The 19313-nt window shown below is 66.4% G+C and carries 21 protein-coding genes; 10 read left to right on the top strand and 11 right to left on the bottom strand.

Annotated elements, in window-relative coordinates:
* Positions 1–24: 24 nt before the first annotated feature.
* The 5 genes from ACSQ3O_RS19205 to ACSQ3O_RS19185 all read right to left on the bottom strand — a co-directional run bounded on the left by ACSQ3O_RS19205 (position 25) and on the right by ACSQ3O_RS19185 (position 3917).
* Complete coding sequence (locus ACSQ3O_RS19205; protein WP_436140096.1) at positions 25–486, bottom strand: SRPBCC family protein; 462 nt, start codon at positions 484–486, stop codon at positions 25–27.
* 154 nt (positions 487–640) lie between these two features.
* Complete coding sequence (locus ACSQ3O_RS19200) at positions 641–958, bottom strand: DUF2322 family protein (RefSeq protein WP_137745693.1); 318 nt, start codon at positions 956–958, stop codon at positions 641–643.
* Between the two features lie 172 nt (positions 959–1130).
* A complete protein-coding gene (locus ACSQ3O_RS19195) occupies positions 1131–1460 on the bottom strand; it encodes a hypothetical protein (protein ID WP_436140095.1) in 330 nt (109 codons plus the stop codon).
* 34 nt (positions 1461–1494) lie between these two features.
* Positions 1495–2493, bottom strand: coding sequence for an FHA domain-containing protein (locus ACSQ3O_RS19190; RefSeq protein WP_436140094.1), 999 nt, complete (start codon positions 2491–2493; stop codon positions 1495–1497).
* Positions 2490–3917, bottom strand: coding sequence for a S1 family peptidase (locus ACSQ3O_RS19185; protein WP_137745691.1), 1428 nt, complete (start codon positions 3915–3917; stop codon positions 2490–2492). The genes ACSQ3O_RS19190 and ACSQ3O_RS19185 overlap by 4 nt, the downstream gene beginning before the upstream one ends.
* 78 nt (positions 3918–3995) lie before the next feature.
* Between ACSQ3O_RS19185 and ACSQ3O_RS19180 the strand changes: the two genes are divergently transcribed.
* Together ACSQ3O_RS19180 and ACSQ3O_RS19175 are read left to right on the top strand one after the other, a co-directional pair.
* A complete protein-coding gene (locus ACSQ3O_RS19180) occupies positions 3996–4940 on the top strand; it encodes a M14 family metallopeptidase (protein WP_436140093.1) in 945 nt (314 codons plus the stop codon).
* A 276-nt stretch (positions 4941–5216) separates the two neighbouring features.
* Positions 5217–6338 (top strand): hypothetical protein, encoded by a 1122-nt coding sequence (locus ACSQ3O_RS19175; RefSeq protein WP_436140092.1) that lies wholly within the window; start codon positions 5217–5219, stop codon positions 6336–6338.
* A gap of 92 nt (positions 6339–6430) precedes the next feature.
* On the opposite strand, the gene ACSQ3O_RS19170 is transcribed toward ACSQ3O_RS19175, so the two are convergent.
* From ACSQ3O_RS19170 to ACSQ3O_RS19155, 4 genes are all read right to left on the bottom strand, one after another.
* Entirely contained in the window at positions 6431–6748 is a 318-nt protein-coding gene (locus tag ACSQ3O_RS19170; protein ID WP_436140091.1) for a hypothetical protein, read from the bottom strand.
* A gap of 237 nt (positions 6749–6985) precedes the next feature.
* The gene (locus ACSQ3O_RS19165; RefSeq protein WP_298454354.1) at positions 6986–7195 is read right to left on the bottom strand and encodes a hypothetical protein; all 210 of its coding nucleotides are present in this window, start codon (positions 7193–7195) and stop codon (positions 6986–6988) included.
* A gap of 32 nt (positions 7196–7227) precedes the next feature.
* Positions 7228–7641: a hypothetical protein gene (locus tag ACSQ3O_RS19160; RefSeq protein WP_436140090.1), complete on the bottom strand. Its 414-nt coding sequence runs from the start codon at positions 7639–7641 to the stop codon at positions 7228–7230.
* A 300-nt stretch (positions 7642–7941) separates the two neighbouring features.
* On the bottom strand, positions 7942–9780 hold the full coding sequence (locus ACSQ3O_RS19155) for a glutamine--tRNA ligase/YqeY domain fusion protein (protein ID WP_436140089.1): 1839 nt from the start codon (positions 9778–9780) through the stop codon (positions 7942–7944).
* Between the two features lie 173 nt (positions 9781–9953).
* Here ACSQ3O_RS19155 and ACSQ3O_RS19150 point away from each other — a divergent pair, with 173 nt between their 5' ends.
* The 6 genes from ACSQ3O_RS19150 to ACSQ3O_RS19125 all read left to right on the top strand — a co-directional run bounded on the left by ACSQ3O_RS19150 (position 9954) and on the right by ACSQ3O_RS19125 (position 14153).
* Positions 9954–10295 carry a hypothetical protein gene (locus ACSQ3O_RS19150; protein WP_436140088.1) on the top strand — a complete coding sequence of 114 codons (342 nt, stop codon included), beginning with the start codon at positions 9954–9956 and terminating at the stop codon, positions 10293–10295.
* Between the two features lie 211 nt (positions 10296–10506).
* A complete protein-coding gene (gene aroQ / locus ACSQ3O_RS19145) occupies positions 10507–10980 on the top strand; it encodes a type II 3-dehydroquinate dehydratase (protein ID WP_298454362.1) in 474 nt (157 codons plus the stop codon).
* A 27-nt stretch (positions 10981–11007) separates the two neighbouring features.
* Complete coding sequence (gene arfB / locus ACSQ3O_RS19140; protein WP_137745678.1) at positions 11008–11421, top strand: alternative ribosome rescue aminoacyl-tRNA hydrolase ArfB; 414 nt, start codon at positions 11008–11010, stop codon at positions 11419–11421.
* Between the two features lie 126 nt (positions 11422–11547).
* The gene (locus ACSQ3O_RS19135; RefSeq protein ID WP_436140087.1) at positions 11548–12369 is read left to right on the top strand and encodes a DODA-type extradiol aromatic ring-opening family dioxygenase; all 822 of its coding nucleotides are present in this window, start codon (positions 11548–11550) and stop codon (positions 12367–12369) included.
* 52 nt (positions 12370–12421) lie between these two features.
* A complete protein-coding gene (locus tag ACSQ3O_RS19130) occupies positions 12422–13093 on the top strand; it encodes an alpha/beta hydrolase (RefSeq protein WP_436140086.1) in 672 nt (223 codons plus the stop codon).
* A gap of 163 nt (positions 13094–13256) precedes the next feature.
* Positions 13257–14153, top strand: coding sequence for a DUF3014 domain-containing protein (locus tag ACSQ3O_RS19125; RefSeq protein ID WP_436140085.1), 897 nt, complete (start codon positions 13257–13259; stop codon positions 14151–14153).
* Positions 14154–14182: 29 nt separating this feature from the next.
* Here the strand turns inward: ACSQ3O_RS19125 and ACSQ3O_RS19120 are convergent, their stop codons facing one another.
* Positions 14183–14650 (bottom strand): Lrp/AsnC family transcriptional regulator, encoded by a 468-nt coding sequence (locus ACSQ3O_RS19120; protein ID WP_298454372.1) that lies wholly within the window; start codon positions 14648–14650, stop codon positions 14183–14185.
* A 149-nt stretch (positions 14651–14799) separates the two neighbouring features.
* Between ACSQ3O_RS19120 and ACSQ3O_RS19115 the strand changes: the two genes are divergently transcribed.
* Positions 14800–16092, top strand: a complete 1293-nt coding sequence (locus tag ACSQ3O_RS19115; RefSeq protein ID WP_436140084.1) for a methionine gamma-lyase — start codon at positions 14800–14802, stop codon at positions 16090–16092.
* Here ACSQ3O_RS19115 and ACSQ3O_RS19110 read toward each other — a convergent pair.
* Complete coding sequence (locus ACSQ3O_RS19110; RefSeq protein WP_137745673.1) at positions 16040–16513, bottom strand: Lrp/AsnC family transcriptional regulator; 474 nt, start codon at positions 16511–16513, stop codon at positions 16040–16042. The genes ACSQ3O_RS19115 and ACSQ3O_RS19110 overlap by 53 nt on opposite strands.
* 103 nt (positions 16514–16616) lie before the next feature.
* Between ACSQ3O_RS19110 and mdeB the strand changes: the two genes are divergently transcribed.
* Positions 16617–19283, top strand: coding sequence for an alpha-ketoglutarate dehydrogenase (mdeB, locus tag ACSQ3O_RS19105; RefSeq protein WP_436140083.1), 2667 nt, complete (start codon positions 16617–16619; stop codon positions 19281–19283).
* The last annotated feature ends 30 nt before the right edge of the window (positions 19284–19313 follow it).

Here is a 19313-nt window from a genome sequence, read left to right as displayed (position 1 = left end):
GGCCTGGCGCGGTGTGCGGGTGGCTTATTCGCCCGGAATCTCCGGCTCCACCAGCAGCGCCAGCAGCTGCAGCGACTCCTGCCAGCCCAGGTAGCACATCTCGGTGGGGATCACCGCCGGGATGCCCGCCTGCACGATGGACACCTCGGTGCCCGTGATCACTTTCCTGAACTGGACGGTGGTGCGCATCTCGCCCGGCAGGTTGGGGTCGTCAAAGCGGTCGGTGTGCACGATGCGCTCGCCCGGCACCAGCTCCACATAATCGCCGCCAAATGCGTGCGTGCCTCCGCTGCTCATGTTGGTGAACTGCATGCGGTAGCTGCCGCCCACGCGTGCGTCCAGGCTCAGCACCCGCCCCGTAAAGCCATGGGGCGGTAGCCATTTGCACATGGCGTCGGCATCCAGAAACGCGCGGTAGATGCGCTCGGCCGGTGCGCGCAGCACGCGGTGCAGGGTGACGGTGCCGGTGGTGTTGTCTGTCGTCATGCTCGGGTCTCCTGAAGGGGCATCGGGGTGGATGATGAGGAAGAAAGCGTGGGCCGCAGAACCATACCGCGCATTCCAGCCAGCCCACACCTATTACGACGAATGGCCCCGGGCTTTTTCGACAAGCCGCCGTGGCCACAGCGGCTTTTTTGTATCAGGCCGAAACCGCTTGCACCCCAAAGCTCTCGCTGCCCTGCGCCCAGGCCAGCAGCCGGTCGATGTTGGGGTGTTTGCCGGGGAAGGCACGCGCATCTGCCACATGCTCGGCATACCACTCCAGCCCCAGGCTGGCGGCTGCGGGCGTGATGCGGCCGCCATACAGCGCCCCCAGCGCGGCATACACCACCAGCGACCCGGTCTGGCCGGGCTTGTTCTCGATGCTGGCGAGGACCTGGCCGTCAGCACCCAGCAGGTGCAAGGCGGCGAGGTGGCTTGCGGAGGGGAGTTGTTTCAGGCGGTCTGCGAAGTTCATAGGATGGTGTTAGGAGTGAAAATTTGAATGAAATGGGCCGCTTCCGCGCTATGGGTAAACGCTGTTAGCTACCAAAAGAGGAGTGGATAAGTGGGGGGCGATGGTAAGGGCGCGGCAGCATGGCGGGGGGCAGAGAACCTTTTCGATGTCCTTTTGGGGCGCAAACAGCCCCTCACGCCTGCCACACCCCAAACCCCGCCGAGCGCAGATCGATGCCGATCTCGATCTCCCGGTCCACCCCCTCCTCATAGCTCATGGGGTTGAAGCCCTCGTACAGATCCGGCAGCAGCCGCAGGCCGTACTGCGTCACAAACCGGTTGGCCTGGATGCCCGCCTTGTGCTTGTCAAAGCGCACATCCGGGTCCAGCCCGGTCATGCCCACATACACGCAGGGCTTGCCGTCGATGTAGCCCGGGTTGTTCTTGCGAAAGCGCGGCTCCAGCAGCACGTCTTTGGAGAGTTCGACCACATAGACGTGGTGGTGGGGCTTGCGGCGGCGCATGGGGCAGGGGGTTGGGCAGCTGCGTGCGGCGCGCCTATTCGTCCTCGTCCGCCAGCCCGTCGTCCTTCAGGCGCCGGTCCAGCTTGGCGCGCAGGGCTTCGGCGTCTTGCAGCAGCTGGTCCACCGGCGCCGCAGGGGCCACACGCAGGCTGGGGGGGAACAGGCTGCTCATGTACATCTCGTTCGTCAGTCGCATGCGGTTGAGCCACTGCGCGCCCAGCCACGCGGGCACGCCCAGGGCTACCACGGCGGCCACTGTCCAGGCCAGGCCCGCGCGGCGGCGGGGCAGCACGGTGGTCAGGTGGGCATACAGCGCCCAGGCCAGCACCAGCACGCCCAGCACGCTGGCGAACTGCGACAGCGCCTCCAGCGAAAACGAAAACGCCGCCAGGTTGGCCACCAGCCGCAGGCCCTCGCTGGCCAGGTACACCGTGCAGGCAATGCGCACATGGCGCCAGAACTGCAGGCGGCCCGCAAACATCTTGTTGGCCACGGCCCACAGGCCCGACCAGGCGCTAACCACCAACAGCAGCATGAGCAGCACGCTGGGCAGCGACTTGAGGTACTGCGAGCTGTCGCGCGACTCCAGCCAAGACGAGGCCATGGCCGCAGCCCCCACCAGCACCACCAGCGCGGCGGTGGTGCCCACGGTGCGCCACGGAAACTCCGGCAGCGCCTGCTCGTCGGCAATGGGCGCATCGGCCAGGCGCAGCGTGATGTGGGTGTGGCCCAGGTCGATGGGGGTGGCTCCGGGCCAGTCAAAACGCTCGCCCTGGGCATGGCGCTTGCGCTGCAGGCGCGCGCCGTTGCGCGTCTCCAGCACCTCCACCTGCACGGTGCGGGGTTCGTCCACCGCACGCTCAATGCGCAGGTGCCGGGGCGCCACAAAGGGGTCGTCCAGCACCAGGTCGCAGTCCAGTGCGCGGCCCACCGTCACGGGCCAGTGGGTGATGGGCGCACGCGCCAGCAGCGCGCCGTGGCGGTCATGGGCCTCGATCAGGCCCAGGGTGGTGTTTGTTGGCATCGTGCTCATGGTGCGGCCTCCCAGCGGAAGGCCTTGAGGTAGTGGCCGGCCAGCTTCATGCCGTTGTCAAACGCAACGCCCTGCACATCCAGGCGGCCCAGCACGCCCTGCGTGGGTTGGTTCACCGAGGTCACCAGCACCGTCATGTTGTACAGGCCCGTCAGCTTGCGGTAGGCCGACAGGCACACCACGGCCCGCAGCGGCAGGCTGCCGGGGTCCACAAAACGCTCGGTGCACTCGGCCGCCGTCTGGTGGCGGTTGCCGCGCGTGGGCAGTTGCTCGTTGGCAAAACTTTGCGAATACATGCGCGCAAACCGCGCAGCGCCCAGCGTGGGCGCGTTGTAGGCCTCGTACGACAGGCGCACCGCGCCGGTGTTGAAGTCGCCCGCCACCACATCGCTGTCGGCGCGGCACTGTGTGCGCTCCAGGTTCAGGCCGGGGAAGGACGGGTCACGCCCCGAGCCCCAGCACCGTGCCAGCGCATCGTCGGGCACCGGCACGCGGTAGTTGCCGTGGCGCTGCTCATGAAACGGCGCCTTCAGGAACCGCTGGGTCAGCAACTGCTGGTGCTCCACCAGTTGCCGCGTTACCTCGCCATATGCAGCCTGGGTGATGGGCTGCGCGTTGGCCGCGCGCTGCACCAGCGCCTGCGCAAACTCGGCCGGGATCAAAAAGCTCACCTGCTCGCCATCCAGCCGCTTGGCCACGTTCACGCCCAGCACCCGGCCTGCGTCGTCCACCGCCGGGCCGCCGCTCATGCCGGGGTTGAGCGTGCCGCCAAAAAAGATGCGCGGGTAAAAGCTGCGCTTGACCAGCCCGTTGTAGGTGCCCTCGGTCACGGCAAAGCCAATGTCCAGCGGGTTGCCCAGCGAGTAGATGCGCTCGCCCTGTGCCAGCGCCTCGTCGGCGGGCCGAAAGCCCAGCACCGGCGCCGCTGCCGTGCGGCCCTTGGCGCGCAGCACGGCCAGGTCGCGCTGCACGTCAAACGCCAGCAGCTCCACCTCGCCCTCCTGTCCCTCCATCGTCACGTACACGCCCCGGTAGCGCTCGGGCTCCAGCGCCAGCTGGCTGGCCACGTGGAAGTTGGTCACGATCAGCCCATCGGCCGACACAAAAAAGCCCGAGCCAATCGACGCCTGCGTGCCCGCATTGCGCAGCAGCGTGCGGATCTGCACTAGCTTGTCGCGCGACAGCTCGTAGATGCGCCGCGCATCGCGCGAGAGCAGGGCGGCATCGGCCCCTGCGGGTGCTGTGGCTGCTGGGGGCTGGGCTGTGCCATCTGCCGGGTCACTGCCCGCGGGGCGTGTGGCCGGGGCAGGGGCGGATGCGGAAGCGGGTGAGGGGGCATTCTGTGCCTGGGCCGCCAGGGCGCAAAGCAGCAGAACCAGGGAGGAGGTGGCCAGCCGCAGGGGCCGGATCAGGGGGAAGGGCATCGCGGTATTCTATGAACGCTCTGCGACCTGCCCGGGCCCTGCCTGCCACGGGTTCCTCTCATACCCACCCACACACCCATGCAACCCACTCCCTCCTACCCCATCGGCACGCCCGGCCAACCCTGGGGCGACGCCGAACGCGACCAGTGGCGCGCGCGCCAGGTGCGCCAGCGCAGCCATGCCGACGACGTGCTGCGCGCCATCGACGCCCTGCGCAGCCAGTGGGATGTGCAGCCCTACGGCGAGGTGGCCTATGCCAACGCCCACCACGCGCCCGAGCACTTCCCCCTGCAGACCCTGCGCAGCCGCCCCTGGCAACCCGGCCTGCCCAGCGCGCTGGTGACCGGCGGGGTGCACGGCTACGAAACCAGCGGCGTGCACGGCGCGCTGCGCTTTGCACAACAGCATGCGGCCGAGTTTGCGGGCCGCGCCAACCTGCTGGTGGTGCCCTGCGTCAGTCCCTGGGCGTATGAGCGGTTTCAGCGCTGGAACTTCGACGCCATCGACCCCAACCGCTCGTTCAAGGAAGGCTCCCCCGCACAAGAATCCGCCGCCCTCATGCAGCTGGTGGCACAGCACCAGGCCCAATACGGCCAATTCGACGCCCACATCGACCTGCACGAAACCACCGACACCGACGAATCCGAATACCGCCCCGCCGTGGCCGCGCGCGACGGCAAGGTGTTCGAGCCCGGCAGCATCCCCGACGGCTTCTACCTGGTGGACGACACCGAGAGCCCGCAGCCCGCTTTCCAGCAAGCCATCATCAAGGCCGTGGGCCGCGTCACGCACATCGCGCCTGCGGACGACAAGAACGAAATCATCGGCTCGCCCGTGGTGGCCCCCGGCGTGATCCGTTACCAGCTCAAGGCCTGGGGCCTGTGCGCCAGCGTGAGCGGCGCACGCTACACCACCACCACCGAGGTCTACCCCGACAGCCCCCGCGCCACACCCGAGCAGTGCATCGCCGCGCAGGTGGCAGCGGTGTGCGCGGCGGTGGAGTTTGTATGTGGGGCGCGGTAAGGCAGTGAGGCAGTCAGCCCGTGCTGCCGCCTTTTGAATGGATCAGCATCGGGTGCGCTTGAACCTGAAAAATCCGTTCGGGCTGAGCCCGTCGAAGCCTCGCGTGGCGCTTCGACAGGCTCAGCGTGAACGGTTCCAGATCACCAGAAAAATATGCATCAAATAGGCTGCTGCCGCCTGATGGATGAGCGCTGATAGCTATCAATATTGAAGCAATGAGGCGCTGACGCACCAAGGCACAAGCCTACGCACCGCCCGGACCGGAAGGAAACGCCCATGGACCTGCCCCAGATGCTGGACACCTTCGCCCGCATGCCCGCCGCCGAGCAGCAGGCTTGGTGGCGCATGGCCGCCGGGCTGCTGGCCGTGGTGGTGGCCCTGCTGTGGCTGGAGAGCCGCTACTTCCAACCTAGCCGCCGCGTGGGCAGCTGGCTGGCGGTGCGCCTGGTGTCGGTGCTGGCCGCGCTGCTGGCGGTGGCAGTGGTGCTGCTGCCCGCACGCGCCGTGGGCGGGCCCGCTGCGCTGGGCGTGTTTGTGCTGTCGCTCTACACCCTGGGCCCCGTGGTGTGGTTTGGCGGCCATGTGCTGGCCGGGCGCTGGGTGCGGCCCGCACTCTCGCGCGCCGAAAGCCTGATGCTGGGCCTCACCGGCCTGGCCATTGCCGCCGTGCCCGTCTACGCCAGCCTGCTGGCGCAAAGCGCCCTGCAAGCCGCCGCACGCGACGTGGCCCAGCGCCGCGAGCTGCCCGCCAGCAACCCCCCGCTGGCCCACACCGTGCAACCCATGCAGCGCTACCAGCTGCCCGGCGTGGGGCTCGTCTACACCCAGTCACTGCTGGGCACCCCCGACAACCGCCTGCTGCGCGTGGAGCAGCGCGGTGGCGGCGGCCAATGGCCCACGCACCCCCACCCCGCGGCCCACCCCAGCTACTGCACCCACGGCAACGACGTGCACCTGATGTGGTCCGCCCAGGAACCCCCACCCTACCTGCGCCTGCACTGGGCCCAGAGCAACGGCGCACCCACCAAGGCCGAATTCACGCCCCAGCTGGCGTTGGACCCGGCCACCCCCGTGCCCGACTTCCTCCTCACCCTGCGCCCCGACGGCGCCGACCCCGCCGCCCCCATCGCGCGCGAGAGGGCGTACCTGGTGCTGGTGAAAGAGGGGCAGGCGGCACAGCCACAGCAAGCTCAGACACAGCAACCGCCGCAGACCTACACCCAGATGCTGGGCAGCCCGCCCGAAGCAGGCGAGGTGCGCACGACCGATTGCGTGATGGCAGGCTTCCAGCTCAGCCCCACCGTGGCCAAACAAGGCTGGCAGGTGCAGGCCATGGGGCTGGTGTTTCAGCTGTCCACGGGCGGGCAGCCGTTGCGGGCGTTGGTGGAGCGGAAATAAAGGATAAATCGGCCGCTTCCGCCTGATGCTGTTGCCTTTATTGCTATCAAATTTAAAGCAAAAGGGGCTTGGCGCGTGAATGTGAGTGCGCTTTACGGATGGCTTCCCAAAGCACCCAGCAACCGCGCACTCACCTCGGCCGCATCGGGCGTGGCGAACTGCATGTTGTGCTGCTCCGTCAGCGGCCCGTGGCCCGGCTCCATGCGGCCAGTAGCGTCGTAGCCCATGGCCTTGAACTTCCAGACCCCGCCAACCAGCTTGAGCGAGCCCACATGCGCGCCATCGGCCGTGTGGACGGACACTGCGGCGGCGTTGATGAGCAGCAACTGCAAGGGGCCTGTCAGCGGGCCGGGTGGCACATGGGCGAAGGTGGGGGTGAACGGGTGCGGCAGGGGGGAGGAAGGGAGCATGGCGGTGTTTGTATCGCAAATGGCGTGGCGCTTGCGGCGCGGTAGCTCGCTCCCTGTACGGCGTGTAGCGTGTTGTGGGTGCTTTGTCGGCCGATAGCAGGCGCAGCTCTGTACCCCGTGGGAGGCTATGGGCGGTTTGCAGGGATCACGCAATGGGTCTCTGGCGCATATTTATCTCTTGCGGCCAGGTGTAGGCGGTGGCTACTGGCTGGTGCCAGGCCGTAGGCTGGGCCGCCCTTAATCCTTGAGGCTCACCCCCAGGTTGTCCAGCTTTTTTGCATACGAGTCCCTGCGTTTTACGGCCTTTGCAGCCGTTTCGGTGGCGGCTTGGACTGCCTTGGGGCCTTTATTCGCAGCCGCTTTGATCAATCCGAGCTTGTGAGCGGCATCGGCCTGCGCTCGCTCGAAAGTGGCGATGAGTTCAGCATGGTCAACGGATGAATTCACGGGGACTTCCATATCAATCAGCGTCACCACCCTTAAAGGGTGACGTTGGTGCGAAGCAAGGCTGTTCTCAATTCGCGCGTAGCAGGTTTTGAAATATCCACCTTTTGAACAGCCTGGTCGAATGGTGAGCCCGGCCTGATGCTGGTGGGCAGTATCTTTTTTGCTGGATTCTTGGCAGGGTACGTGCCCTGACCCGGACACATGCGAACGGAAAACCCGAATTGTTCGAGTGCACCTTTTGCGTACAACTCAGCCAGTTGTTGAAACGTCACGAAGGTAGAGCGTTTAACGTCTTTGAGTCCTGGCTGGCTGATGTCACGAACGATCTCGAATTTGCCCAGCGAATCTCGCTGTGTATCGGTAAACGGATGCAGCACAAAAGTCTGACGAACTCCATCCTTTTTGGACACCAGGGTGTGCTCGACGGCGATATCGGTTAGCAGCATATTGTTTTCCTCGCTTTTCAAGCTGTGGCTTAGACAGCAGCATTCGCCATTCCACTCAAAGTTGCAGACCGTTTTTCCAAACCAAGCCACTAGGGAGTTGATGCCCCATCCTTTGAGATGCGAAGTGTTCGACACGGGCAAATCTCACCCTGAGGGCGGGGATTTTGACTGAACGGCGGCAAATGACAGATCCCTATTGCACTGTGACAGACCGCTTCGCGTCAGAGGCTGTCATCAGTCCAAATGAAAACGGCCAGCAAATCTAAAAATCTGCTGGCCTTCTTTTCAATCAGGGGGTAGTCACTTCCCCCACGAATCCTTCAACCCCACCGCCAGGTTAAACACCGGCTTCTCCGCAGTGTGATCCACCCGGTCCGCCACAAAGTACCCATGCCGCTCAAACTGGAACTTGTCGTCCGGCTTGGCATTGGCCAGTGACGGCTCCACGATGGCGGTCACCACCTTCAGGCTGTTCGGGTTCAGGCTTTCGATGAAGTCCTTGCCGCCCGCGTCGGGGTGGGCGTCCAGGAACAGGCGGTCGTACATGCGCACTTCGGCGTTCACGCCGTCGGCAACGCCCACCCAGGTGATGGCGGCCTTGACCTTGACGCTGTCGGCGCCGGGGGTGCCGCTCTTGGTGTCGGGCACCACGGTGGCCAGCACTTCGGTGATGACTCCGTTGGCGTCCTTGGTGCAGCCGGTGCATTCGATGACGTAGCCGCCCTTCAGGCGCACCTTGTTGCCGGGGAAGAGGCGCTTGTAGCCCTTGGGGGGCACTTCTTCAAAGTCTTCGCGTTCGATCCAGACTTCCTTGCCGATGGTGAAGTGGCGCACGGGGCTTTCCACGCCTTCGGGTGGATGGGGCAGGGCAGGCAGGCTGCAGGGCTCCAGGTGGCCTGCGCCCATCACGTCGTCCCAGTTGGTCAGCACCAGCTTGACGGGGTTGAGCACGGCCATGCCACGGTGGGCCTTCAGCTCCAGGTCTTCGCGCAGGCAGCCTTCCAGGGTGCTGTAGTCGATCCAGCTGTCGGATTTGGTCACGCCAATGCGTTCTGCAAACACCTGCAGCGACTCGGGCGTGTAGCCACGGCGGCGCAGGCCGACGATGGTGGGCATGCGGGGGTCGTCCCAGCCGTTCACTTTGTGGTCGTACACCAGCTGGGCGAGCTTGCGCTTGCTGGTGATGACGTAGGTGAGGTTCAGGCGTGCAAATTCGTACTGGCGGGGGGGCGGGCTGGCCAGCAGGCCGCCTTCGGTCAAGCGTTCCAGTAGCCAGTCGTAGAAGGGGCGCTGGTCTTCAAACTCCAGCGTGCACAGGCTGTGGGTGATCTGCTCCAGCGCGTCCTCGATGGGGTGCGCGTAGGTGTACATGGGGTAGATGCACCAGGTGTCGCCCGTGTTGTGGTGGGTGGCGCGGCGGATGCGGTAGATGGCCGGGTCGCGCATGTTGATGTTGGGGCTGGCCATGTCGATCTTGGCGCGCAGCACCATCGATCCGTCTTCGTGCTGGCCGTCACGCATCTCGCGGAATATGCGCAGGTTTTCTTCTGGCGTCCGGGTGCGGAAGGGGCTGTCCACGCCGGGCTTGCTGAAGTCGCCCCGGTTGGCGCGCATTTGTTCGGTGGTCTGCTCGTCCACGTAGGCGTGGCCTGCTTCGATCAGGTATTCGGCCGCGCGGTACATGAAGCCGAAGTAGTCACTGGCCTGGTAGGGCGCGGCGCTGCCGGGCGCCTGGCCGAGCTGGGTCCAGTCAAAACCGAGCCATTTCACGGCATCGATGATGCTGTTGACGTATTCGGTGTCTTCTTTTTCGGGGTTGGTGTCGTCAAAACGCAGGTGGCACACGCCGCCGTAGTCGCGCGCCAGGCCGAAGTTGATGCAGATGCTCTTGGCGTGGCCCACGTGCAGGTAGCCGTTGGGCTCGGGCGGGAAGCGGGTGCGGATCTTGGCGGGGTCGGGCTCGCCCTGGGCGTGGTGGGCGGCGTCGCCAGGGGCGCCAGCCCAGCGGCGGGCGGTGTAGGTGCCTTGCTCCAGGTCTTTTTCGATGATCTGGCGCAGGAAGTTGCTGGGCTTGGTGGTGTCAGCGGTGTCCGCAGCGGTGGCGCTGGCGGGGGTATTGGCGGGGGAGGGGGTGCTCATCCAGCCATTTTAGGCGGCGGTTTCGTGACGCTTTACGCATTAAAACGAGCACGTGTACGTTCAGACACAACGTAAAGACGGTTTTATGCCATCCTTTTGCCTACTTGGTGCGTTGTGTACCGGTGAGGGCCCTTGTCACCTGGCGGGTGGCCTTCATTTAACAGGAGATTTCCATGACGAAAACCCGTTCTCTTTATGCCATGGCCGCTTCGGCTGGCGTGGCTCTGGCTTTGTTGGCCGGTGCTGGCGCTGCCCAGGCCCGTGACGTCAATTGGTCGGTTGGCGTTGGCGTGCCCGGCGTGGTGATCGGTGCCAGCAATGGCTACTACGCACCCGCCCCGGTCTACGTGGCGCCGCCCCCTCCGGTGTATTACGCGCCTCCCCGGCCTGTGTATTACAACGCCCCACCGGTGTACTACTCGCCCCCACCAGCCGTTTACTACGGCGGTTATGGCCAAGGCTACCGGCACCATGGCCATCGCCACCACGGCCACGGTCGCCATTGGGACCGCTGATCAGCCAGCCGTGGCGGCACGGCATTGGCAGGCTGATCTTTCACCAACCTCTTGGGCGCGAGTCGCTCACAGGCAGCGTTGCACAGGCTGCCTTTTACAGCGGTCCCTCGGGGCCGCTTTTTTATTGGGGCGGCCCCTGCGCTGGGGCGCCGCATAATCCCGCACTCTGGCCTGCTAGCGTGGCAGGCGCATTGCCCCGGAGACCCTGTCTGTGACCGCTCAAAAAACCGTTTTTGTCCTGAATGGCCCCAACCTGAACCTGCTGGGCACGCGCGAGCCCGCCGTGTATGGCGCCCAAACGCTGGCCGATGTGGAAAAACTCTGCGCCGACGCCTGCCAGCGCCACGGTTTTGCGCTGCGGTTTCACCAAAGCAACCACGAAGGCGCGCTGGTGGACTGGATTCACGAGGCGGGCCGCCTGCATGCGGCGGGCGAGCTGGCGGGGGTGGTCATCAACGCCGGGGCCTACACCCACACCAGCATTGCGTTGCATGACGCCATCAAGGGCACGGGCATCACTTTGATCGAACTGCACATCAGCAACGTGCATGCGCGCGAGGCGTATCGCCACCATTCGTACATGGCCGCCGCAGCCAAGGCGGTGATGTGCGGCTTTGGCGTGCTGGGCTATGGCCTGGCGATTGACGGTCTGGCGCAGTTGCTGGCTCAGCAGCCTGCGGCCTGATGGCCGGGCGCGCGGGATTGCACTGCCATGGCCCCGCTGCCCCTGCAAGTCTCTGAAGACGAGGTCGAAATCACTGCCATGCGTGCCCAGGGCGCGGGTGGGCAGAACGTCAACAAGGTATCGAGCGCCGTCCACCTGCGGTTTGATGTGGCGGCCTCGTCGCTGCCCGAGGGTGTGAAAGAGCGCCTGCTGGCCTTGCGCGACACCCGCATCACGCAAGAGGGCGTGGTGGTCATCAAGGCCCAGCAATTCCGCAGCCAGGAGCAGAACCGTGCCGATGCGCTGGCGCGGCTGAACGCGCTGGTCAACACCGTGGCCGTGCCGCCCCGCGTGCGCCGCGCCACCAAGCCCACCTATGGATCGCAGCAGCGCCGCCTGCAGGGCAAGACCCAGCGCAGCGAAACCAAGGCGCTGCGGGGGCGGGTGCGCGACGGCGCCTGATGGCTGCAGGGTGGGGCATCGCCCGGGCTTGATTGGCATCACCCATAGAACAATCTGTCTGCCCTGCAGGGCTTGGTGCGGGCGCCCGTCCGGCCTACAGTGAAGGCATTCACGGATGAAACTGCCATGACCGCTGTTGCCCACACTTCTTCACCCACTGTTCCAGCCCTGTTCGTATCGCACGGCGCACCGCTGTTTGCGGTGGACGCAGGCACCACAGGCCCTGCGCTCACGCAGTGGGGCCAGGGCCTCAAGGCGCAATACCCCGGCCTGCGTGGTGTGGTGGTGATGTCGCCGCACTGGATGGCGCGCTCGGTGCAGGTCATGACCGGCCCGCAGCCCGCCACCTGGCACGACTTTGGTGGGTTTCCGCCCGCGCTGTATGAGCTGCAGTACCCCGCCCCCGGCTCGCCCGCGCTGGCGCAAGAAGTGCTGGGCCTGCTGCAGGCCGCTGGCGTGGCCGCCCAGGGCGATGCCGCGCGCCCCTTTGACCATGGCGCCTGGGTGCCGCTGATGCATTTGTTCCCCGAGGCCGATGTGCCCGTGGTGCAGTTGGCGTTGCCCGTGGGCGCGGGCCCGGCCGAGGTGTATGCGCTGGGCGCGGCCTTGCGCAGCCTGCGCAGCCAGGGCGTGCTGGTGCTGGGCTCGGGCAGCATGACGCACAACCTGGCCGAATTTTTTGGCAGCGAGCGAGCGCCCGCGCCCTATGTGCTGGAGTTCAGCCGCTGGATCGAAGGCGCGCTGGCCCGTGGCGACATGGCGGCGCTGCTCAACTACCGCAGCCAGGCGCCCCACGCCCACCGCGCACACCCCACCGAAGACCACTTTTTGCCCATCTTCTTTGCGCTGGGTGCGGCGGGCGACGACCTGCACGCAAACTACTTGAGCCGCGAGGTGATGTACAGCATGCTGTCGATGGATGCGTTTGCGCTGGAGCCGGTGCATTGATGATGTACCAGTCCCGCATTTCTTAAGTAAAAACTGCCCCTGCCGCCTGTCTATGCTCAATTTGCCGCTCACATTTTTGCAGCGCCCCGCTGCCGCCTCCACGCCCCGCCCCTGGCTGCTGGTGCTGATGCACGGTGTGGGCAGCAACGAGCAGGACCTGTTCAGCCTGTCGCCGCAGATCCCCGGGCGCTTTCATGTGCTGAGCCTGCGCGCGCCGTTCCGCATGGGGCCGGGCTCGCACGCGTGGTTTGATTTCTCCATCGAACCGAACGGCGACCGCACCATCAACGAAGCGCAAGAGGCCCAAAGCCGTGCCCTGGTGGTCCAGGCCCTGGAGTCTGCCGCCGAACAACTGGGCATCCCGCCCGAGCGCGTGGTGGTGGGCGGCTTCAGCCAGGGCGGCATCATGGCGCTGTCGCTGCTGCTCACGCGGCCTGAGCTAATGCACGCGGGCCTGGTGTGGCACAGCCGCCTGCTGCCGCAGGTGGTGCCGCTGACGGCCCCGGCCGATGCGCTGCGGGGCAAACGCCTGTGGCTGAGCCATGGCACGCACGACAACGTGATCCCCCTGGCCAATGCCCAGGCCATTGCGCACCACATGGCGCCGTTGCCGGTGGCGGTGACGTACCACGAGTTCCCCAGCGCGCACGAAATTCGGCCGTCGGAACTGGCGGCCACGGTGGCGTGGCTGGAGTCGCTTTCGACGACGCCCACGGCGTTTTAGCCGGGGCTTTTGCGGTGCGGCGTGCGAGGCGCTGCCTACATCGCGTTACCGGCGCTTCATCCAGCGCGTATCCAATCCAGCTACAACCTCGTTGGTGTGGATGGGGAACGCCCGGCGCTGCAGCCACTCGGACAAGGGTTGTTCCTGTATGGAAGGAGACCCGATGCCTGACCACGACACCGCCGAGTTCCGCCCCGCGCCAGAGCGCGCATCTTCCACGCCCTGGGTCATCGCCGCCGGGCTCGCCTGCGCAGTGGGGGCAGGAGCCGCCTGGTGGTTCTGGCTGCGCCCGGCGCAGGCCCCCGTGGTGCCACCCCCGGTGGCCGCCGCACCCGAAACGCCTGCAGCCCCATCGCCCCAGCCCGAGGCCTCGGGGCCGCACAACCCCATCGATGCGCTGGCCCCGGCAGACGCCGCCTTGCCCGCACTGGCGGAATCCGACCCCCGGGTGATGGAACTGCTCGCCGACCTGCTGGGCCGCGACAAAGTGGCGTCGTTCCTGCTCACCGATGGCTTTGTGCGCCGCGTGGTCGCCACGGTGGACAACCTGGCCCGCGCCCAGGCCCCGTCGCGCATGTGGCCGGTGCAGCCCATGCCACAGCGCTTTGTGGTGGATGCCGACGGAGACGCGCCCACCACGGTGGCCGCCGCCAATGCGGCCCGCTACAGCGCCTTTTTGGCGTTTGCCGAAGCCGTGCCGATGGAGCCCGCCGTGGCGCTCTACGCGCGGCTGTACCCGTTGTTTCAGCAGGCGTATGAAGAGCTGGGCTACCCCCGGCGCTATTTCAACGACCGCCTGGTGGCCGTGCTGGACCACCTGTTGCTGGCGCCCGAGCCCCAGGGCCCGCTGCGCGTGAAGCTCACGCCAGTGAACACCGAGGTGCCCAACCTGCGCCCGTGGGTGCGGTACGAGTTTGTCGATCCGGCGCTCGAATCGCTCTCCAGCGGCCAGAAGATCCTGGTGCGCATGGGGCCCGCCAACGAGGCGCGGGCCAAGGCACTGATCCGCGAGCTGCGCAAGCGTGTGGCCACCAGCGCGCTGCAACCCCCGCCGCGCTGAAGGGAGCGCGGTGGCTGCCGCGCTGGGGGCTACACAGGCAGCGCCATGGTCCGCTTCACTTCCTTGAGCGAAAAACTTGTCGAAATCTCGCGCACGCCCGGCAGGCTGCGCACATGGGTGCGCACGTATTCGGCAAACGATTCCAGGTCGGCGGCCACCACCTCCAGCTGGTAGTCGTAGCGGCCCGAGAGGTTGTGGCACGACAGCACCTGGGGCATGGCCATCACCTCGCGCTCCAGGGCCGAGGTGGTTTCGGCGGTGTGGTCGTGCAGCGCCAATTGCACAAAGCCCAGCACCCCCCAGCCCACGCGCTGGCGCTGCAGGTGGGCGTGGTAGCCCGCAATCACTCCGGCTTCTTCCAGCGCCCGCACCCGCCGCCAGCAGGGCGAGGTGGACAGCGACACGGCCTCGGCCAAGTCGCCCACGGTGGCGCGGCCGTCGCGCTGCAGGGCGTTGAGCAGGGTGCGGTCCACGGGGTCGAGCGGGTAGGGGTGCATGGTGGCTTGCAACGTAATTGATTGGGGCAAATTTTGCCTTTGTGTTTGTGTTTTAGGGCAAATATGGCGAAATTTTTCCTGTCAATGAGGTCAAGAATCTCCGCATCCGACCCGCATCCCGTCTGTGGTCGGCCCATCAGGAGACAAGCATGACCCGCACCACCGACCGCAGCCCGGCCACCGGCTTTAGCACCCGCGCTATCCACCACGGCTACAACCCCGCCGACCACCAGGGCGCGTTGGTGCCGCCCATCCACACCTCGGCCACCTATGCCTTCCCGGACGTGGCCTATGGCGCACGCTGCTTTGCGGGCCAGGAGCCGGGCTACTTCTACACCCGCATCGCCAACCCCACGCTGGCGCTGCTCGAAGGGCGGCTCGCTGCGCTGGAAGAGGGCGCGGGCGCCGTGGTGTTCGGCTCGGGCATGGGGGCCATCACGGCCACGCTGTGGTCCATGCTGGAGCCGGGCGACGAGATCCTGGCCGACCTCACGCTCTATGGCTGCACCTTCTCGTTCCTGCACCATGGCCTCGGCCGCTTTGGCGTCACGGTGCGCCATGTGGACATGACCGACCCCACCCGCGTGGCCGAGGCGCTGACCGCCAAGACGCGCGTGCTTTACCTCGAAACCCCCGCCAACCCCAACATGCGCCTGGTGGACATCGCCGCCGTGTCGGCCCTGGCCCACGCCCAGGGCGCCAAGGTGGTGGTGGACAACACCTACTGCACACCCTACCTGCAGCAGCCTCTGCTGCTGGGTGCGGATGTGAGCGTGCACTCCATGACCAAGTACCTGGGCGGCCATGGCGACCTGACCGCAGGCGCAGCAGTGTTTGCCGATGCCGAATTGGCCCAGCGTGTGCGCCTGTACGGCCTGAAAGACATGACCGGCGCGGTGATGTCGGCGCAAGACGCCCACCTGGTGATGCGGGGCCTGAAGACCCTGGCCCTGCGCATGGACCGCCACTGCCAGAGCGCGCAGAAGGTGGCCGAATTCATCGCCGCCCACCCGGCTGCGGCGGCCGTGCACTACCCCGGCCTGCCCAGCTTTGCACAGCACGCGCTGGCCCAGCAGCAGATGCGCCAGATGGGCGGGATGATCGCTTTTGAGCTGCGCGGCGGCCTGCAGGCGGGCGTGCGCTTCATGGACGCGCTGCAGCTTGTCACCCGCGCCGTGAGCCTGGGCGACGCCGAAACCCTGGCCCAGCACCCGGCCAGCATGACGCATTCCACCTACACGCCCGAGCAGCGCGCCGCCCACGGCATTGCCGAAGGGCTGGTGCGCCTGTCGGTGGGGCTGGAAGACCTGGACGACCTGCTTGCCGACATCGGCCAAGCGCTGGATTTGGCTCACGCCATGGACCTCAGCGCTGGCATCCACGCCGGGCTCAGCCCCGAGCGTGCGGCAGCGGCAGCGCCGTTTTGTAGCGCACCTGCTTGAGCGCAAAGCTGGAGCGGATTTTTTCCAACCCCGGGATCGGCGAAAGCTGCTCCAGGATGAACCGCTCCAGCGCCGCAATGTCGGGCAGCGCCACGCGGATGAGGTAGTCGGAGTCGCCGCTCATCAGGTAGCACTCCATCACCTCGTCGTGTTCGGCAATGCGCCGCTCGAAGTCGGCCAGCGCCTCCTTGTTCTGTGTCTTCAGGCTGATGCTGATGAACACATTGAGCCCCAGGCCCAGCGCTGCCGCGTCGGCCAGCGCCACATAGCGGGCGATCACGCCCGCAGCCTCCAGCGCCTTCACCCGCGCCAGGCAGGGCGAAGGCGACAGGTGCACGCGGCGCGCCAGCTCCACGTTGGAGAGCGAACCATCGGCCTGCAACTCGGCCAGAATGCGCAGATCGGTCACGTCAAGCTTCATATGCTGTCATTTCTTTTGAATACGGCATATTGTGCTTTTGAAGTCGCCAAGCCTGCGCGTTTCGGCATCCTATTTTTGGCAAACCCTTCTACAGTGTGCTCCCATGAACGCCCCACTGCCCCCCCACCTCCTCAGCCCCCAGGACACCCTGGCCGACATTGACCCGCAAGAGACCGCCGAATGGCGCGATGCTTTCCTGGCCCTGGTGGCCACCGAAGGCCCCGAGCGCGCGCGGTTTGTGCTGCAGGAGCTGGTGCGCCTGGCCCGCACCCAGCGCGTGGGTTGGCAGCCGCAGCTCAATACGCCCTATGTAAATACCGTGGCGGCCCAGGCGCAGCCTGCGTTCCCGGGCGACCTGGCGGTGGAGGAGCGGCTGGCGTCCATCATGCGATGGAACGCGCTGGCCATGGTGGTGCGCGCCAACCAGGCGTATGGCGAGCTGGGCGGCCACATCGCCAGCTACGCCAGCGCGGCCGATCTGTTCGAGAGCGGTTTCAACCATTTCTTCCGCGCGCGCGAAGGCGTGGGCGAGGGCCAGCACCGGGGCGATCTGGTGTTTTTTCAGCCGCACAGCGCGCCCGGCGTGTATGCGCGGGCGTTTCTGGAAGGGCACTTCACCGAGAACGACCTGCAGCATTACCGGCAGGAAATCACCGCTCCCGGCGCGGGCGCGCAGGGCCTGTCAAGCTACCCGCACCCCTGGCTCATGCCGGACTTCTGGCAGTTCCCCACCGGCTCCATGGGCATCGGCCCCATCAGCAGCATCTACCACGCGCGCTTCATGCGCTACCTCACGCACCGCAACCTGCTCAACTGCGCGGGCCGCAAGGTGTGGGGCGTGTTCGGCGATGGCGAGATGGACGAGCCCGAGTCGATGAGTGCGCTCACGCTCGCTGCGCGTGAGGGCCTCGACAACCTGGTGTGGGTGGTCAACTGCAACCTGCAGCGGCTGGACGGCCCGGTGCGTGGCAACGGCCGCATCATCGACGAGCTGGAACGTTTGTTTGCGGGTGCGGGCTGGAACGTGGTCAAGCTGGTCTGGGGCAGTGACTGGGACGGCCTGTTTGCCCGCGACCTGACCGGCGCGCTGGTGCGCACGCTTGAAGGCACGGTGGACGGCCAGATGCAGACCTTTGCCGCCAAGGACGGCCGCTTCAACCGCGACAACTTCTTCGGCCAAAACCCCGAACTGGCCGCGCTGGCCCAGGGCATGACGGATGAGCAGATCGACCGCTTGAAGCGTGGTGGCCACGACCTGGTGAAGATCCATGCGGCCTATGCCGCCGCCGCTGCCCACAAGGGCCAGCCCACCGTGATCCTGGCCCACACCAAAAAGGGCTACGGCATGGGCACGGCCGGGCAGGGCAAGATGACCACGCACAGCCAGAAGAAGCTGGACGACACGGACCTCATCGAATTCCGCAACCGCTTCAACCTGCCGCTCACCGACGAGCAGGCGACCAGTCTGGCGTTCTACAAGCCTGCAGAAGACAGCGCCGAGATGCAGTACCTGCGCCGCCACCGCCAGCAACTGGGTGGCTACCTGCCGCGCCGCCAGACGGCCTGCGACGCGCTGCCCGTGCCGCCCCTGGCCAGCTACGCCCAGTTTGCGCTGCAGGCCGATGGCAAAGAGATGAGCACCACCATGGCCTTTGTGCGCATGCTCGGCACGCTCTTGAAGGACACCCAGCTCGGCCCGCGCATCGTGCCCATCGTGGCAGATGAGGCGCGCACCTTCGGCATGGCCAACCTGTTCAAGCAGGTCGGCATCTACAGCAGTGTGGGCCAGCGCTATGCGCCCGAGGACATCGGCTCGGTGCTGAGCTACCGCGAGGCGCTGGATGGGCAAATCCTCGAAGAAGGCATCAGCGAAGCCGGTGCGATTGCGAGCTGGACGGCTGCGGCCACCAGCTACAGCGTGCACGGCCTGGCCATGCTGCCGTTCTACATCTACTACTCCATGTTCGGCTTCCAGCGTGTGGGCGACGCCATCTGGGCCGCCGCAGACCAGCGCGCGCGGGGCTTCTTGCTCGGTGCCACGTCGGGCCGCACCACGCTGGGCGGCGAGGGCCTGCAGCACCAGGACGGCACCAGCCACTTGGTGGCGGCCACCATCCCCAACTGCAAGGCCTACGACCCGGCCTATGCGGGCGAGATGGCCGTGATCATCGACGCCGGCATGCGCGAAATGGTGACCGAGCAGCGCGACGTTTTCTACTACGTCACGCTCATGAACGAGAACTACGCCCAGCCCGACCTGCCCGCAGGCGCTGCAGACGGGGTCTTGCGCGGTTGCTATATTTTAAGGAGCTATCAAGGCAATGTGGACGCGCGCAAGGGCGTTGTTTCTTCTCAAAATTCCGTCACCCTGATGGGTTCCGGCGCCATCCTGACCGAGGTGGTCAAGGCCGCAGAACAACTCGCCAGCGAAGGCCTGGATGTGACCGTGCTCAGCGTCACCAGCTGGAGCGAGCTGGCCCGCGACGGCGTGGCCTGCGAGCAGCGCACGCTGTCGGGTGAAGCAGGGGTTGACCCCCGCACCCCCTGGCTTGCCGCCCAACTGGCCGCCACCAGCGGGCCGGTGGTGGCGGCCACCGACTACGTGCGCGCCGTGCCCGAGACCGTGCGCGCTTTCATCCCTGAAGGGCGCAAGTACATCACCCTGGGCACCGACGGCTTTGGCCGCAGCGACACGCGGGCGGCGCTGCGGGAGTTTTTTGGGGTGGATGCTTCACACATTGCGCGCGTGGCGAGGGCTGCGCTGCGGTAGCAATGGCCCGGGCGGCATCCCGCCAGCAAA

The sequence above is a fragment of the Acidovorax sp. LjRoot74 genome (assembly GCF_964254355.1).
Classification (GTDB): Bacteria; Pseudomonadota; Gammaproteobacteria; order Burkholderiales; family Burkholderiaceae_C; genus Acidovorax.
The sequence above is the reverse complement of the archived record's forward strand: the minus strand, read 5'-3'. Positions and strand labels throughout refer to the sequence as shown.